Origin of the sequence: Streptomyces anulatus, assembly GCF_014650675.1 — a bacterium.
Classification (GTDB): domain Bacteria; phylum Actinomycetota; class Actinomycetes; order Streptomycetales; family Streptomycetaceae; genus Streptomyces; species Streptomyces anulatus.
This window is the reverse complement of the sequence record NZ_BMVK01000011.1, coordinates 34,374-48,584: the sequence shown is the minus strand read 5'-3', so window position 1 is coordinate 48,584 and position 14,211 is coordinate 34,374. Positions and strand designations below refer to the sequence as shown.

At 74.4% G+C, this 14,211-nt stretch carries 13 protein-coding genes; 9 read left to right on the top strand and 4 right to left on the bottom strand.

Annotated features, from left to right (window positions below; all coding sequences use genetic code 11):
• The first annotated feature begins 44 nt into the window (after nucleotides 1–44).
• Entirely contained in the window at nucleotides 45–1,214 is a 1,170-nt protein-coding gene (locus IE272_RS25075; RefSeq protein ID WP_169808538.1) for a hypothetical protein, read from the top strand.
• A 60-nt stretch (nucleotides 1,215–1,274) separates the two neighbouring features.
• On the opposite strand, the gene IE272_RS25070 is transcribed toward IE272_RS25075, so the two are convergent.
• Together IE272_RS25070 and IE272_RS25065 are read right to left on the bottom strand one after the other, a co-directional pair.
• The gene (locus tag IE272_RS25070) at nucleotides 1,275–2,417 is read right to left on the bottom strand and encodes an NADH-quinone oxidoreductase subunit D (RefSeq protein ID WP_050356760.1); all 1,143 of its coding nucleotides are present in this window, start codon (nucleotides 2,415–2,417) and stop codon (nucleotides 1,275–1,277) included.
• A 38-nt stretch (nucleotides 2,418–2,455) separates the two neighbouring features.
• Nucleotides 2,456–3,442, bottom strand: a complete 987-nt coding sequence (locus IE272_RS25065) for an SAM-dependent methyltransferase (RefSeq protein ID WP_190008100.1) — start codon at nucleotides 3,440–3,442, stop codon at nucleotides 2,456–2,458.
• Between the two features lie 96 nt (nucleotides 3,443–3,538).
• Between IE272_RS25065 and IE272_RS25060 the strand changes: the two genes are divergently transcribed.
• Both IE272_RS25060 and IE272_RS25055 read left to right on the top strand, forming a co-directional pair.
• Nucleotides 3,539–4,741 carry a sensor histidine kinase gene (locus IE272_RS25060; RefSeq protein WP_050356758.1) on the top strand — a complete coding sequence of 401 codons (1,203 nt, stop codon included), beginning with the start codon at nucleotides 3,539–3,541 and terminating at the stop codon, nucleotides 4,739–4,741.
• 73 nt (nucleotides 4,742–4,814) lie between these two features.
• Nucleotides 4,815–5,495 carry a response regulator transcription factor gene (locus IE272_RS25055; protein WP_047177265.1) on the top strand — a complete coding sequence of 227 codons (681 nt, stop codon included), beginning with the start codon at nucleotides 4,815–4,817 and terminating at the stop codon, nucleotides 5,493–5,495.
• A gap of 40 nt (nucleotides 5,496–5,535) precedes the next feature.
• On the opposite strand, the gene IE272_RS25050 is transcribed toward IE272_RS25055, so the two are convergent.
• Nucleotides 5,536–6,648, bottom strand: a complete 1,113-nt coding sequence (locus IE272_RS25050) for a DUF5937 family protein (RefSeq protein WP_050356799.1) — start codon at nucleotides 6,646–6,648, stop codon at nucleotides 5,536–5,538.
• Nucleotides 6,649–6,753: 105 nt separating this feature from the next.
• Here IE272_RS25050 and IE272_RS25045 point away from each other — a divergent pair, with 105 nt between their 5' ends.
• A complete protein-coding gene (locus tag IE272_RS25045) occupies nucleotides 6,754–6,963 on the top strand; it encodes a hypothetical protein (RefSeq protein WP_056700377.1) in 210 nt (69 codons plus the stop codon).
• Between the two features lie 111 nt (nucleotides 6,964–7,074).
• Here the strand turns inward: IE272_RS25045 and IE272_RS25040 are convergent, their stop codons facing one another.
• Entirely contained in the window at nucleotides 7,075–8,229 is a 1,155-nt protein-coding gene (locus tag IE272_RS25040) for a threonine aldolase family protein (protein WP_050356756.1), read from the bottom strand.
• A gap of 214 nt (nucleotides 8,230–8,443) precedes the next feature.
• On the opposite strand from IE272_RS25040, the gene IE272_RS25035 reads away from it, so the two are divergent.
• From IE272_RS25035 to IE272_RS25015, 5 genes are all read left to right on the top strand, one after another.
• Nucleotides 8,444–9,394 carry a Rossmann-like and DUF2520 domain-containing protein gene (locus IE272_RS25035; RefSeq protein ID WP_057663761.1) on the top strand — a complete coding sequence of 317 codons (951 nt, stop codon included), beginning with the start codon at nucleotides 8,444–8,446 and terminating at the stop codon, nucleotides 9,392–9,394.
• Nucleotides 9,395–9,466: 72 nt separating this feature from the next.
• Entirely contained in the window at nucleotides 9,467–10,486 is a 1,020-nt protein-coding gene (gene panC / locus IE272_RS25030) for a pantoate--beta-alanine ligase (protein ID WP_056700371.1), read from the top strand.
• Nucleotides 10,483–12,174 carry an L-aspartate oxidase gene (locus tag IE272_RS25025; protein WP_057663758.1) on the top strand — a complete coding sequence of 564 codons (1,692 nt, stop codon included), beginning with the start codon at nucleotides 10,483–10,485 and terminating at the stop codon, nucleotides 12,172–12,174. The genes panC and IE272_RS25025 overlap by 4 nt, the downstream gene beginning before the upstream one ends.
• Before the next feature lie 109 nt (nucleotides 12,175–12,283).
• Complete coding sequence (nadC, locus tag IE272_RS25020; RefSeq protein ID WP_229897606.1) at nucleotides 12,284–13,345, top strand: carboxylating nicotinate-nucleotide diphosphorylase; 1,062 nt, start codon at nucleotides 12,284–12,286, stop codon at nucleotides 13,343–13,345.
• Entirely contained in the window at nucleotides 13,345–14,142 is a 798-nt protein-coding gene (locus tag IE272_RS25015) for a type III pantothenate kinase (protein WP_050356751.1), read from the top strand. The genes nadC and IE272_RS25015 overlap by 1 nt, the downstream gene beginning before the upstream one ends.
• Nucleotides 14,143–14,211 lie beyond the last annotated feature (69 nt).

Sequence of the window (14,211 nt, the reverse complement as noted above, 5' to 3'; positions counted from 1 at the left end):
GGGCGGCCCCCCAAGTGGCCCGTACACACGGTAAATTTCAGGCCATGCCACGTGGACGCCACCGCCATTCGCCACCCCTCCACAGAATCCTGCCCCCCTCCGTGGTGGCGGGAGTGTCGGTCGTCGGTGCCGCCGGCGCCTGGCTCCTGGCCGAACCCCTGGTCCTGCGCGGCCTGGTGACCGCCGTGGCGGCCGCCGCCGTCACCGGCGCGTATCTGATGCGCAGCTGGGACCGGGCGGCGGGGCTGCGGGTCGCCGAGCTGACCCGGGCACGCGTCAGTGACGAGTGGCGGGCCGAGGAGCGGATAGCCGAGCTGGAGCAGGACCTGGAGGAGTCGCGCGAGCTGCGCACCCGTCTGGAGACCAAGCTCCGCCGCAAGCGCGTCGAGCTCGCGGGGCTGCGCGGGGAGCACGCCGGACTGCTCCGCCGCTACGCCAACGCCGAGACCGAGCGGGCCAGCGCCCTGGAGGGCCGCAGGCAGCTCGCCATCGAGGCCGCGGCCCCCAAGGAGCTGCTGCCCGCGCGGTCCACGCCGACCCCCGAGTCGTACCGGCGCGCGGACGAGGCCCTGATGAACCTCACGCGCAACGCGGCGCTCCAGGAGACCCGCAGGACGGTGGAAGCGGTCCGGCGGCGTCAGTCGGCCGTTGCCGACCGGCACCGGGACACGGAGGCGGACGGCCCGCAGGGGAAGCACGCGGCGGCCACCGGGGCGGGCGAGCACCGGGACCACCAGCACCGCCGCTCCTCGACCACCCCGCCCGCCCCGGCCCCGAACGCCGAGAACGCGAACGCCCCGGCCCCGAACGCCCAGGACGCTCCGAACGCGGGCACCCCGGCCCTCGCGAAGGCCCCCGGGACCCCGGCGCTCCCGAGCGTGAAGGCCCCGGCCTCCATCGCGCCGCTGCCCGTGCCGCGCGCGATCCCGGCCGCCTCGGCCGTCGTCCCGTACGCCGCCGCGCGCCGCCACCTGGCCCCCCAGGGCAACTTCGACTTCTTCGGCACGCAGCACGCCCAGAGCACCGAGAAGGCGAACGCCGCGATCGAGTCCGTGCAGAACGAGGACCTCGCGGACGTCGTCGGCGAGGAGGCGCTCGCCGCCCACCGCACGGGAGCCGTCGACAACCGGGCCGTCGGCAAGGTCATCGACCTCACCGCGCACGACGAGACCGAGCAGATCGAGGTGGCGGAACTGCGCGGCGCGGTCTCCTGAGCGGGCGCGGCCGCCCGGGAGGAGGTCCCGGGGCCCTCAGCCTGTCGCTGTCGCCGACGACTACTTGTCGATGTCGCCGACGACGAAGAACAGCGAGCCCAGGATCGCCACCATGTCGGCGACCAGGGTGCCCGGCAGCAGCTCGGTGAGCGCCTGGATGTTGTTGAACGAGGCGGAGCGCAGCTTCAGCCGGTAGGGCGTCTTCTCGCCCTTGGACACCAGGTAGTAGCCGTTGACGCCGAGCGGGTTCTCCGTCCAGGCGTAGGTGTGGCCCTCCGGCGCCTTGAGCACCTTCGGCAGCCGCTGGTTGATCGGCCCCGGTGCCAGGTGGGCCATCCGGTCCAGGCACGCGTCCGCCAGGTCCAGGGAGTTGAGGGTCTGCTCCAGCAGGCACTCGAAGCGGGCCAGGCAGTCGCCCTCGGTCCGGGTGACGACCTTCAGGGTGTCCTGGAGCTCCCCGTACGCGAGATACGGCTCGTCGCGCCGCAGGTCGAAGTCGACGCCCGAGGCGCGCGCGATCGGCCCCGACACCCCGTACGCGTGCACCGCGGCGGCGGACAGCACGCCCACGTCGCGCGTACGGCCCCGGAAGATCTCGTTGCCGAGGACGAGGTTCTCGTACACGTCCATGCGGGAGCGGACGGAGGCGACGGCGTCGCGGACCCGGCCGGCCCAGCCCGCCGGGACGTCCTCCTTGAGCCCGCCGACCCGGTTGAACATGTAGTGCATCCGCCCGCCGGAGACCTCCTCCATCACCGCCTGGAGCTCCTCGCGCTCCCGGAAGGCGTGGAAGACCGGGGTGATGCCGCCGAGTTCGAGGGGGTAGGAGCCGAGGAACATCAGGTGGTTGAGGACCCGGTTCAGCTCGGCGAGCAGGGTCCGCGTCCACACCGCGCGCTCGGGGACCTCCATGCCGAGCATCCGCTCGACGGCCATCACCACGCCCAGTTCGTTCGAGAACGCGGACAGCCAGTCGTGGCGGTTGGCGAGCATGATGATCTGCCGGTAGTCACGCGCCTCGAAGAGCTTCTCCGCGCCCCGGTGCATATAGCCGATGACCGGCTCCGCGTGCTGCACGCGCTCGCCGTCCAGCACGATCCGCAGCCGGAGGACCCCGTGCGTCGAGGGGTGCTGGGGACCGATGTTCAGCACCATGTCGGTGCTCTCCGCCGCTCCGCCGATGCCGATCGTCGTCTCCGTCATGCGGGACAGTATTCCCTGACCCCGCCGCGCCGGGGCGGTCACCCGCGTTCCGGCCCCACCCGGTGCAGCAGCCACCCGAAGTCGCCGAGGCCGCCGCGCGCGGTCAGCTCCGCCGCCTGGCCCGCGGCAGCCAGCGCGGTGACGTAGCCCGCCGGATCGGTCGCGGCCAGGCTCAGCGGCGGCCGGCCGCCGCCGACGCCCAACCGGTGCAGCGCCGCCCGCTGGTCGGTCAGCTCGGCGCTCGCCTGCCCGGCGGCCGCCGCGCAGGCGTCCAGCGCCACATGCGCGGTCAGGTCGCAGGAGCCGTCCGGCACCGGACGCACCTCGCGCCCGCCCCGGAAGCCGGTCAGCGTCCCGAAAGGCGGCCGCGCGCCCCGTACATGGGCGTAGTCCACCGCCACCGCGACACCGGCGGCGAGCGAGCCGACGGCTCCCGCCCAGGCCGCGTCCCGGGGGCGGCCGATCTCCGCCCGCTCGCCCGGCTCGGTCAGCGGCCACCAGCGCTCCAGCCACGCCGCGTCCGCCCCGCCCACCGCTTCGCCGAGGCGCTCCGCACCGTCCGAGGTCCGCACCTGGACGTACCGGGGGACGCCGTCCGGGTCGGCCTCCGCCACCTCGGCCGGAACGTTGTCCAGCCACTCGTTGGCGAACAGCAGCCCGGTGACCCCCGAGGGCGGCTCCGCGCACCACTCGATCCGGGGGTCCAGGCCCGGGGGCCGGTCCGCGACCTCGACGGCGTACGCGGTCACCTCCAGGCCCGGTGGCAGTGCGGCCAGCACTCCGGTCAGCAGCTCGCCGCGCCCCGCCCCGACATCGACCAGCGCGACCGTGCCGGTGTCCAGCTCCCGCGCGGTCCCGGTCAGCAGCCGGGCCACCGCCGCCGCGAAAAGGGGCGAGGCGTGGACCGACGTACGGAAGTGGCCCGCCGGTCCCTCCGGGCTCCGCAGCGGGCTGCGGTAAAAGCCCTCATCTCCGTACAGAGCGGCCTGAGCCGCCTCCCGCCACCCACGCCACTCGTCCGTCACGTAGGCAAGTCTCCACCTTGGGGAGTACGGTCCCAGGACCCGGATCGACCCTTCGGTTGACCCGGGCACCGATCAGCTGTCCCTACGCTGGGTTACGTGCAGCGCCTCTACGATTTCATCCGCAGACACCCGACGGGCGTCGACGTCTTCTGGGCCGTCTTCCTCCTCGGGCTCTCCGGCGTGTCGATGGTGTCGGGCATGTACGACGCGGGGCGCGAGGAGATCGTCGCCGTTCCGGTGATCCTGGGGCTCTCCACGGTGGTGGCGCTGCGCCGCAGGGCCCCGGAGAAGATGCTGCTGCTCGCCATCCTGGTGGGCGTCGTGCAGCTGGTGTTCGACGTCCGGCCCGGCATCGGGGACTTCGCGTTGCTGGTGATCACGTACACCGTGGCCACCGTCGGGGAGCGCTGGGCGTCCCGGCTCGCCCTGGTCTGCAGCCTGAGCGCGGCGGCCCTGTCGCAGCTGCGGTGGGAGGCCGAGCCGGGCGGATCCTGGCCCCAGGTGGTCTTCGTGACGATCATCATGACCGTGCCGTTCGTGCTGGCCTGGGTGCTCGGGGACTCGCTGCGGACCCGGCGCGCCTACTTCGACCAGCTGGAGGAGCGTGCCGCCCGCCTGGAGCGGGAACGCGAGGCGCAGTCCAAGGTCGCGGTCGCCGCCGAGCGGGCCCGGATCGCCCGCGAGCTGCACGACGTCGTCGCGCACAACGTGTCCGTGATGGTCGTCCAGGCCGACGGCGCCGCCTATGTCATGGACGCCGCTCCCGACCAGGCCAAGCAGGCCCTGGAGACCATCTCCAGCACCGGCCGGCAGGCGCTCGCGGAGATGCGGCGGCTGCTCGGGGTGCTGCGGACCGGGGACGCCCCGGAGAGCGGGGAGTACGTCCCCCAGCCCGATGTGGAGCAGATCGAGGACCTGGTGGCGCAGGTGCGGCAGACCGGCCTGACGGTCGACTTCAAGGTCGAGGGCACCCCCCGCCCGCTGCCCAGCGGCGTGGAGCTGACCGCGTACCGCGTCGTGCAGGAGGCCCTGACGAACACCCGCAAGCACGGCGGACCGGACGCCGGGGCCAGCGTCCGGCTGGTCTACTTCGACGACGGCCTCGGGCTGCTGATCGAGGACGACGGCCGGGGCGCGGCGCACGAGCTGTACGAGGACGGCGGCGCGGACGGTGCCGGGCACGGGATGATCGGGATGCGGGAGCGGGTCGGCATGGTCGGCGGCACCCTGGACGCGGGGCCCCGGCCCGGCGGCGGGTTCCGGATCAGCGCCCTGCTGCCGCTCAAGCCTCCGGGCTGACCCCGGCCGGGGCCCTCCACGCCCCGCCGCCCCCGCCTTCCACGACGACGACCCAGGACAGGACACGATTCCCATGACCACGGCCATCCGCGTGATGCTCGTCGACGACCAGGTGCTGCTGCGGACCGGCTTCCGGATGGTGCTCGCCGCCCAGCCCGACATGGAGGTCGTGGCCGAGGCCGGGGACGGGGCGGAGGCGATCGAGATCCTGCGGTCCACCGCCGTCGACGTGGTGCTGATGGACGTCCGCATGCCCCGGCTGGACGGCGTCGAGGCGACCCGTCGCATCTGCGCGCAGCAGGACCCGCCGAAGGTGCTGATCCTGACCACCTTCGACCTGGACGAGTACGCCTTCTCCGGGCTGAAGGCGGGGGCCAGCGGCTTCATGCTCAAGGACGTGCCGCCCGCCGAGCTGCTCGCCGCGATCCGTTCGGTGCACAGCGGGGACGCGGTCGTCGCCCCGTCGACCACCCGCCGGCTGCTCGACCGCTTCTCGCCGATGCTGCCCAGCGGCGAGAAGGAGCCGAAGAACAAGCACATCGGGAAGCTCACCGAACGCGAACGGGAAGTCATGCTCCTGGTCGCCCAGGGTCTGTCGAACGGGGAGATCGCGGCCCGGCTCGTGCTCTCCGAGGCCACCGTCAAGACGCACGTCGGCCGCATCCTCACCAAGCTGAACCTCCGCGACCGGGTCCAGGTCGTCGTCCTCGCCTACGAGACGGGCCTGGTCCGGGCCGGCGGCGGCGCGGGCTGAGGAGCCCCGGCGCGGATCGCCCTGCGGGAAACCGGGGGGCTCAGCGCAGGACGCCCTCCAGGAAGTCGCTGCCGAGCCGGGCGACGACCGTCAGGTCCAGCTGGTGCAGGACGTAGCGGCCGCGGCGGCGCGTCGTGACCAGCCCGGCCTTCTTGAGCATGGAGAGGTGGCGGGAGACCTCGGGGGAGGTGATGCCGTTGGAGTCGGCCAGCTCGCCGGTGGTGTACGGGGAGCGGGCCAGGTTGCGGCAGAGCCGCATCCGCATCGGGTGGGCCAGCGCTTCCAGGCGCAGCTGGAGCAGTTCCACGGAGGCGGGCGCCGGCAGGTCGGGCAGGTGGACCGGGTAGTGGATCACCGGCCGCCAGCCCGGGGCGTGCAGCACCATCAGATGCGGCCAGCCGAAGCTGGTCGGGATGAGCGTCAGGCCCCGGCCGACGCCCGGGTCGACGGCGGTGGTCCGGCCCTCGGACAGCTTGTCGACGTTGATCCGGCCCGCACTCTCGTCCAGCGTCACGGCGGCCGACACCGCCCCGACCGCGTCGGCCAGTCCCTTGCGCCGCAGCAGCTCCGTCTTGTGCCGGGCGTCGGCGACCAGCTGGACGGAGACCCGGCGCCAGGTGTCGGCGAAGAACGCCTGGTCGCAGTCCTCGAAGAGCCGCCGGACCCAGCCGCGTACGGAGGCGGGGTCGGCCAGCAGCCGCCGGGTGAAGTCCATCTGCTGCGGGCCGCGCGCCGCCGCCAGGTCCAGGGCGCGGCCCCGCATCCCGGCGTCGTTCAGCGGTGACGGCGCCCCGGCCCCGTAATGGCTGGCGCAGGTGAACTCCAGGGCCGCGGCGACGAACCGCTCGTCGTCCAGCTTGTCCAGCAGGTCCAGGTCCTCGGCGAGCGTCGCCCCGGTCCTGCCGTCGCCGCCCCGGATCCCGGAGAACGGCATGAACACGTCGGAGAAGGTGTTCCGCCAGAGGAACTCCGCCTCCAGCAGCCGGTCCGCGAGGTCGGGCTCCAGGGCCGTCGCGGTCGCGGTGGCCCAGCCGTGCAGCCCCGGATGGTGTCCGGGCTCGGAGAGGGCGTGCAGGGCGAGGCCCAGCTCGGCCAGGGGAGAGGTCGCGAAAACGACGCGGTCGGCGGGCAGGCCCGCGATGTCTATGTGCACGCTCACCCCTCCATAGTGGGGGTACGGGCACGGGGCCGTCGTTCCGATTGACGGGGGCCGTCAATCAACGCGCGGCGCCGCCGTGACCTGCGCAGGCTGGTTCGTATGGACGCCATTCAGCAGCACATGCTCGACACCTACCGCGCGGCCCGGCTGGCGGAGCCCGCACCCCCGCCGCCGGGCCGGCACGACCGCTCCGTCCTGCGCGACCTGTACCGCCACTGGCTGACCCACCCGCCGACGCGCCGTTCCGGCAAGCCGGGCCGTTCCGGCAAGCCCGGCGAGTCCGGCACACCCAGCCCGTCCGGCGTTTGAGGACGGAACCCCGAGGCCGGAGGGCCCGGCCACTCGACGAGGTCCCGACGCCGGGGCCCGGCCACGCGACAAGGCCCCCGACGCCGACGGCCCGGCCGGTCCGCGCAGCCCCTACGTCAGGTACCCCACGAACCCCGCCACCGCATCCCGCACATCCTCGGCCGACCACTCAAGACCCGCCCCCGCCACCGTCACCTCGGTGTACGAGACCCCCGGCGGCAGCCCCGTCCCGGCCGCACCAGCGAACCAGCGCCGGAACAGCGTCACGCCCGTCTCCTCGGCCTGCCGCACCGACGCCTCGTCCAGCACCTCGGCCCCGTACGGCAGCCAGACCTGGAACTGATGCGTGTGCGGCGGTTCCGGATGCACCCGGAACCACGGCACCCCCGACGCCGCGAACCCCTCCGCCAGCGCCCCGGCCACCACCTTCGCGTGGGCGACGTACGACGGCAGGCGCGGCAGTTCCCGCTCCAGGCCCAGCAGTGCGGAGAGCGCCGCCGGGTACTGCTGGAAGAGCTGGCCCCCGTACCGGTGGCGCCACACCCGGGCCTCCTCCACCAGCGTCGAGGGGCCGGCCAGCACCGCGCCCGACAGCCCGTCCAGGGACTTGTAGAACGACACGTACACGCTGTCCGCGAGGGCGGCGATCTCCGACAGCTCCCGCCCGAGGTGCGGGCCGCACTCCCACAGCCGCGCCCCGTCGAAGTGCACCACCGCGTCCCGCTCCCGGGCCGCCTCCACCACCGCCGTCAGCTCCTCCCAGGACGGCAGCACGAACCCGGCGTCCCGCAGCGGCAGCTCCAGCATCAGCGTGCCGAACGGTTCGGGGTACTCCCGGACCTCCTCGGCGCTCGGCAGCCTCGGCCCGGACGTCGGATGCACCGTGCGCAGCCCGCTCACCGCGGCCAGCGCCCCGCCCTCGTGCAGCTCCGGATGGGACAGGGGGTGCAGCGCCACCGTCGCGTCGCCCGTACGCCCCGCCCAGCACCGCAGCGCGACCTGCTGGGCCATCGTCCCGGTCGGGAAGAACGCCGCCTCCTCCATCCCCAGCAGCCCGGCCACCCGCCGCTCCAGATCGGCGACGACCCCGCCCCCGTACACATCGGTCCAGTCCTCCGGATCGTGTACGGAAGCGGCGCCGGCGGCCAGCGCCGCCAGCCGCTCGCCCAGCGTGCCGTCCGCGCCCACCCGGGCCAGCGTCCGCCGCGACGCCCGCCATGCGGTCAGCCTGCGCCGCCGCCGCTCCTGCTCATCCATGGTCACCATGGGACGATCATCACCCGGGCCTCCGCCCGCCCGCCCGCCGGTTTCCGCCCGCCCGGGTCCGGCCCGGAATCGGGCCCGGAGGTAGGTGCAGGGTCAGGGCCGGAAAGTTATCCACAGGCTGTGGGCGGCTGGGGAGCTTCGCCGAAACGCTGGCGTAGCATGCAGAGAAATCGTCCGGTACCCCCCGCGGACTGGAACGGAAGGCCATCGCCGCGTGAACGCACCAGTTTCGAAGGAACCCCTCGACGCGAGGGACCGCCCCGCCCGACTCACGGTCGGCGTCGTCGGTGCGGGCCGGGTCGGACCCGCCCTCGCCGCATCCCTCCAGCTCGCCGGGCACCGCCCGGTCGCCGTGTCCGGTGTCTCCGACGCCTCCCGGCGCCGCGCCGCCGAGCTGCTCCCCGACGTGCCCGTGGTGGAGCCCGCCGAGGTGCTGGCCCGCGCCGAGCTGGTGCTGCTGACCGTCCCCGACGACGTGCTGCCCACGCTGGTCGAGGGCCTCGCCGAGACCGGCGCCGTACGGCCGGGCCAGCTGCTCGTCCACACCTCCGGGCGGTACGGGGCGCGGGTGCTGGACCCCGCGCTGCGGGCCGGGGCCCTGCCGCTCGCGCTGCACCCCGCGATGACGTTCACCGGCACCGCCGTCGACGTCCAGCGGCTCGCGGGCTGCTCCTTCGGCGTCACCGCCCCCGAGGAGCTGCGGCTCGCCGCCGAGGCCCTGGTCATCGAGATGGGCGGCGAGCCCGAGTGGATCGCCGAGGAGTCCCGCCCGCTCTACCACGCGGCCCTCGCCCTCGGCGCGAACCACCTGGTCACCCTGGTCGCCCAGTCGATGGAGCTGCTGGCCAAGGCCGGGGTCGCCGCCCCCGACCGGATGCTCGGCCCGCTGCTCGGCGCGGCCCTGGACAACGCCCTGCGCTCCGGCGACGCCGCTCTGACCGGCCCGGTCGCCCGGGGTGACGCGGGCACGGTCGCCGCCCACATCGGCGAACTGCGCGAGCACGCCCCGCAGGCGGTGGCCGGATACATCGAGATGGCCCGCGCCACGGCCGACCGGGCGCTCGCCCACGGCCTGCTCAAGGCCGAGCTGGCCGAGGACCTCCTCGTCGTCCTGGCCGACCAGGAGCGCCGCCCCGGCGGCCCCGGACCGGGGGAGACCCGATGAGGATCATCAGCTGTACGGGATCCGGGGGAGACCGATGACGATCATCAGTTGTGCCGGACCGGGGGAGACCCGATGACGCGCACGGTACGGCCCGCCCTCCTGCGCACCGCCGCCGAGCTGGACGCGCTGTCCCGCCCCGCCGGGGCCGAGCGGGCCGTCGTCATGACGATGGGCGCGCTCCACGAGGGCCACGCCGCCCTGATCCGGGCCGCCCGCGCGGCGGCCGGTGCGGACGGCCAGGTCGTGGTCACCGTCTTCGTGAACCCGCTCCAGTTCGGCGAGGCCGCCGACCTGGACCGCTATCCGCGCACCCTGGACGCCGACCTGGAGATCGCCGGGGCGGCGGGGGCCGACGCGGTCTTCGCCCCCGGCGCGGACGAGGTCTACCCGGGCGGTGAGCCCCAGGTGCGGATCACCGCGGGCCCCATGGGCGAGCGCCTCGAAGGCGCGGCCCGTCCCGGGCATTTCGACGGGATGCTCACCGTCGTCGCCAAGCTCCTCCACCTCACCCGCCCCGACGAGGCGTTCTACGGGCAGAAGGACGCCCAGCAGCTCGCCCTGATCCGCCGCATGGTCCGCGACCTGAATTTCGGCGTCCGGATCACCGGCGTGCCCACCGTCCGGGACGCGGACGGCCTCGCGCTCTCCAGCCGCAACCGTTTCCTGACCGCCGAGGAGCGGCACACCGCCCGCGCGCTGTCCCGCGCCCTGTTCGCGGCCCGTGACCGGCTCGCCGCCCAGCAGGCGCTGCACGAGCGGGCCCGGGCCACCGCACCCGGCGGCGACCGGGCCGCCGGGCTCAACAGGCTCGGCGAGGCCCGCGCCGCCGCCGACGCCCAGGCCGTGGCGCTGGTCCGGCCGGGCGGGGCGCCCGCAGCCGTCCGGGCCGCCGCGCGGACCGTCCTGGAGGAGGCCGCGGCCCGGGACAGGGCGCCGCTCGCCCTCGACTACCTGGCCCTGGTGGACCCGGCGGACTTCACCGAGATCCCGGACGACCGCGAGAACGGGGAGGCGATCCTCGCCGTCGCGGCCCGGATCGGGGACACCCGCCTCATCGACAACATCCCCCTCACCTTCGGAGCCCTGACGTGACCGGAATACGGCTGACCGCCCCCGCCCCCGGCTGGGCCATCGACGCGGACGTCGTGGTCGTCGGATCCGGCGTCGCCGGGCTGACCGCGGCGCTGCGCTGCGCCGCCGCCGGCCTGGACACCGTCGTCGTCACCAAGGCCCGCCTCGACGACGGCTCGACCCGCTGGGCCCAGGGCGGCATCGCCGCCGCGCTCGGCGAGGGCGACACCCCCGAGCAGCACCTCGACGACACCCTCGTCGCGGGCGCGGGCCTCTGCGACGAGGAGGCCGTGCGCACCCTGGTCACCGAGGGCCCCGACGCCGTACGCCGGCTGATCAACACCGGCGCGCACTTCGACACCACCGACAGCGGCGACATCGCGCTGACCCGCGAGGGCGGCCACCACCGCCGCCGCATCGCCCACGCGGGCGGCGACGCGACCGGCGCGGAGATCTCCCGCGCCCTGGTCGGCGCGGTCCGCGAGGCCGCCCTGCACACCATCGAGAACGCCCTGGTCCTGGATCTGCTCACGGACGCCGAAGGCCGTACGGCGGGCGTCTCGCTGCACGTCATGGGCGAGGGCCAGCACGACGGCGTCGGCGCGGTCCGGGCCCCCTCGGTCGTCCTGGCCACCGGCGGCATGGGCCAGGTCTTCTCCGCCACCACCAACCCCCCCGTCTCCACCGGCGACGGGGTGGCGCTCGCGCTGCGGGCCGGGGCGGAGGTCTCCGACCTGGAGTTCGTCCAGTTCCACCCGACCGTCCTGTTCCTCGGCGCGGACTCCGAGGGCCAGCAGCCGCTGGTCTCCGAGGCCGTACGCGGCGAGGGCGCGCATCTCGTCGACGGCGACGGCGTCCGCTTCATGCTCGGACAGCACGAGCTGGCCGAGCTGGCCCCCCGCGACATCGTCGCCAAGGCCATCACCCGCCGCATGCTCGACCACGGCGCCGAGCACATGTATCTCGACGCCCGGCACTTCGGGGCGCGGATGTGGGAGCAGCGCTTCCCCACCATCCTGGCCGCCTGCCGGTCCCACGGCATCGACCCGGTGACCGAGCCGATCCCGGTCGCCCCGGCCGCGCACTACGCCTCCGGCGGCGTCCGCACCGACCTGCGGGGCCGTACCACCGTCCCCGGCCTGTACGCCTGCGGGGAGGTCGCCTGCACCGGTGTGCACGGGGCCAACCGCCTCGCGTCCAACTCCCTCCTGGAGGGTCTGGTCTTCGCCGAGCGCATCGCCGCCGACATCGCCGAGGCCCGCCCGCCCCGCACCGAACCGGCCGGGGACCCGGACGCGGGCGATCCCGCCCCGCTGCTGGCCCCCGAGGCCCGTACGGCGATCCAGCGCACCATGACCCGGGGCGCCGGAGTCCTGCGCTCCGCCGACAGCCTGGCCGCGGCCGCCGAGGAGCTGGAGGCCCTGCACCGCGGTGCCGCCGCCGACGCGGAGGGGCCGAGCGGCGCCAAGGCGGTCGTCCCCGGGGTCGACGCCTGGGAGGTCACCAACCTGCTCCTGGTCTCCCGGGTCCTGGTCGCCGCCGCCCGGGACCGCGAGGAGACCCGCGGCTGCCACTGGCGCGAGGACCGGCCCGACCGCGACGACGCCCACAGCCGCCGCCACCTGGTCGTCCGCATCGCGCCGGACCGCACCCCGGTCGTCCACCGCACGGAGACCGCCGCATTCCCGCCCGTACGCCCGTCGGATTGAGCAGACTGCTGGAAGCAGCCGCACCGCCGGACAGCACAGGGCGGCACCGGCCGCAGCAGAAGCACCAGCCCTACCCGCACCACCCGCCACACCCCGAGGAGCCGTCACCGTGAGCACGCCCGAAGAGAATCCGCGCCCCACACCCGTGGACGTACCGCTGATCCGGGTCGGCGCGCCCGCATCGTCGACGCCGGCGGAAGGCGGCTGCGGCGACGGCTGCGGCTGCGGCGGTGACGACGGATTCGACCCCGAAGCCCTGGAGTGCGGCCTGGACCCCGCGCTCGCCCTGCTGCTGGCCCAGTCGGGGCTCGACCCCGTCCAGGTCGAGGACGTCGCCCATGTGGCGATCGAGGAGGACCTCGACGGCGGGGTGGACGTCACGACCGTGGCGACCGTCCCCGAGGACGCCGTGATCACCGGTGACTTCACCGCCCGGGAGGCGGGCGTGGTCGCCGGGCTCCGGGTCGCCGAGGCGGTCCTGTCGATCGTCTGCACCGAGGAGTTCGAGGTCGAGCGGCACGTCGAGGACGGCGACCGGATCGTCCCCGGCCAGAAGCTGCTGACCGTCACCACCCGCACCCGCGACCTGCTGACCGGCGAGCGCAGCGCGCTGAACCTGCTCTGCCGCCTCTCGGGCATCGCGACCGCCACCCGCGCCTGGGCGGACGTGCTGGAGGGCAGCAAGGCCAAGGTCCGCGACACCCGCAAGACGACGGCGGGCCTGCGCGCGCTGGAGAAGTACGCGGTGCGCTGCGGCGGTGGCGTCAACCACCGCATGTCGCTCTCCGACGCGGCCCTGGTCAAGGACAACCACGTGATCGCCGCGGGCGGCGTCGCCGAGGCGTTCAAGCGGGTCCGCGCCGAGTTCCCCGAGCTGCCCATCGAGGTCGAGGTCGACACGATGGACCAGGTCCGCGAGGTGCTGGACGCGGGCGTCGACCTGATCCTGCTGGACAACTTCACCCCGGCCGAGACCGCCGAGGCCGTCGCCCTGGTCGACGGCCGGGCGATCCTGGAGTCCTCCGGCCGGCTGACCCTCGACTCGGCCCGCGCCTACGCCGAGGCGGGCGTCGACTACCTCGCGGTCGGGGCGCTCACCCACTCCTCGCCGATCCTCGACATCGGCCTGGACTTCCGCGACGCCGACGCCACCGACGGGGCCGACGCCTGATGCTGCTCACCATCGACGTCGGCAACACGCACACGGTCCTCGGCCTCTTCGACGGCGAGGAGATCGTCGAGCACTGGCGGATCTCCACGGACGCCCGCCGCACCGCCGACGAGCTGGCCGTCCTGCTCCAGGGCCTGATGGGCATGCACCCGCTGCTCGGCATGGAGCTGGGCGACGGCATCGAGGGCATCGCGATCTGCGCCACCGTCCCCTCGGTCCTGCACGAACTGCGCGAGGTCACCCGGCGCTACTACGGCGACGTCCCCGCCGTCCTGGTGGAGCCCGGCGTCAAGACGGGCGTGCCGATCCTGATGGACAACCCCAAGGAGGTCGGCGCGGACCGCATCATCAACGCGGTCGCCGCCGTCGAGCTGTACGGGGGCCCGGCGATCGTCGTCGACTTCGGCACCGCCACCACCTTCGACGCGGTCTCCCCGCGCGGCGAGTACGCGGGCGGGGTGATCGCCCCCGGCATCGAGATCTCGGTCGAGGCCCTCGGCGTCAAGGGCGCCCAGCTCCGCAAGATCGAGCTGGCCCGGCCGCGCAGCGTGATCGGCAAGAACACCGTCGAGGCCATGCAGTCCGGCATCGTCTACGGCTTCGCGGGCCAGGTCGACGGGGTGGTGGCCCGGATGAAGAAGGAGCTGGCCGCCGACCCGGACGACGTCACCGTGATCGCGACGGGCGGCCTTGCTCCGATGGTGTTGGGGGAGTCCTCGGCCATCGACGAGCACGAGCCGTGGCTGACGCTCATCGGGCTGCGCCTGGTGTACGAGCGGAACGTCTCCCGGTCGTAGCGGCCCTCCCGCCGGGACCCGGTGGCACCTGCGGGAACGGCCGGGGGCGGGGGCCGGGGACGCCGCCGG

Excerpts from the sequence above, each read along its gene's own strand:
- IE272_RS25015 (WP_050356751.1), top strand. The coding sequence starts at position 13,345 with ATGCTGCTCACCATCGACGTCGGCAACACGCACACGGTCCTCGGCCTC.
- IE272_RS25045 (WP_056700377.1), top strand. The coding sequence starts at position 6,754 with ATGGACGCCATTCAGCAGCACATGCTCGACACCTACCGCGCGGCCCGG.
- IE272_RS25040 (WP_050356756.1), bottom strand. The coding sequence starts at position 8,229 with ATGGTGACCATGGATGAGCAGGAGCGGCGGCGGCGCAGGCTGACCGCA.
- IE272_RS25055 (WP_047177265.1), top strand. The coding sequence starts at position 4,815 with ATGACCACGGCCATCCGCGTGATGCTCGTCGACGACCAGGTGCTGCTG.
- panC (WP_056700371.1), top strand. The coding sequence starts at position 9,467 with ATGACGCGCACGGTACGGCCCGCCCTCCTGCGCACCGCCGCCGAGCTG.
- IE272_RS25070 (WP_050356760.1), bottom strand. The coding sequence starts at position 2,417 with ATGACGGAGACGACGATCGGCATCGGCGGAGCGGCGGAGAGCACCGAC.
- IE272_RS25075 (WP_169808538.1), top strand. The coding sequence starts at position 45 with ATGCCACGTGGACGCCACCGCCATTCGCCACCCCTCCACAGAATCCTG.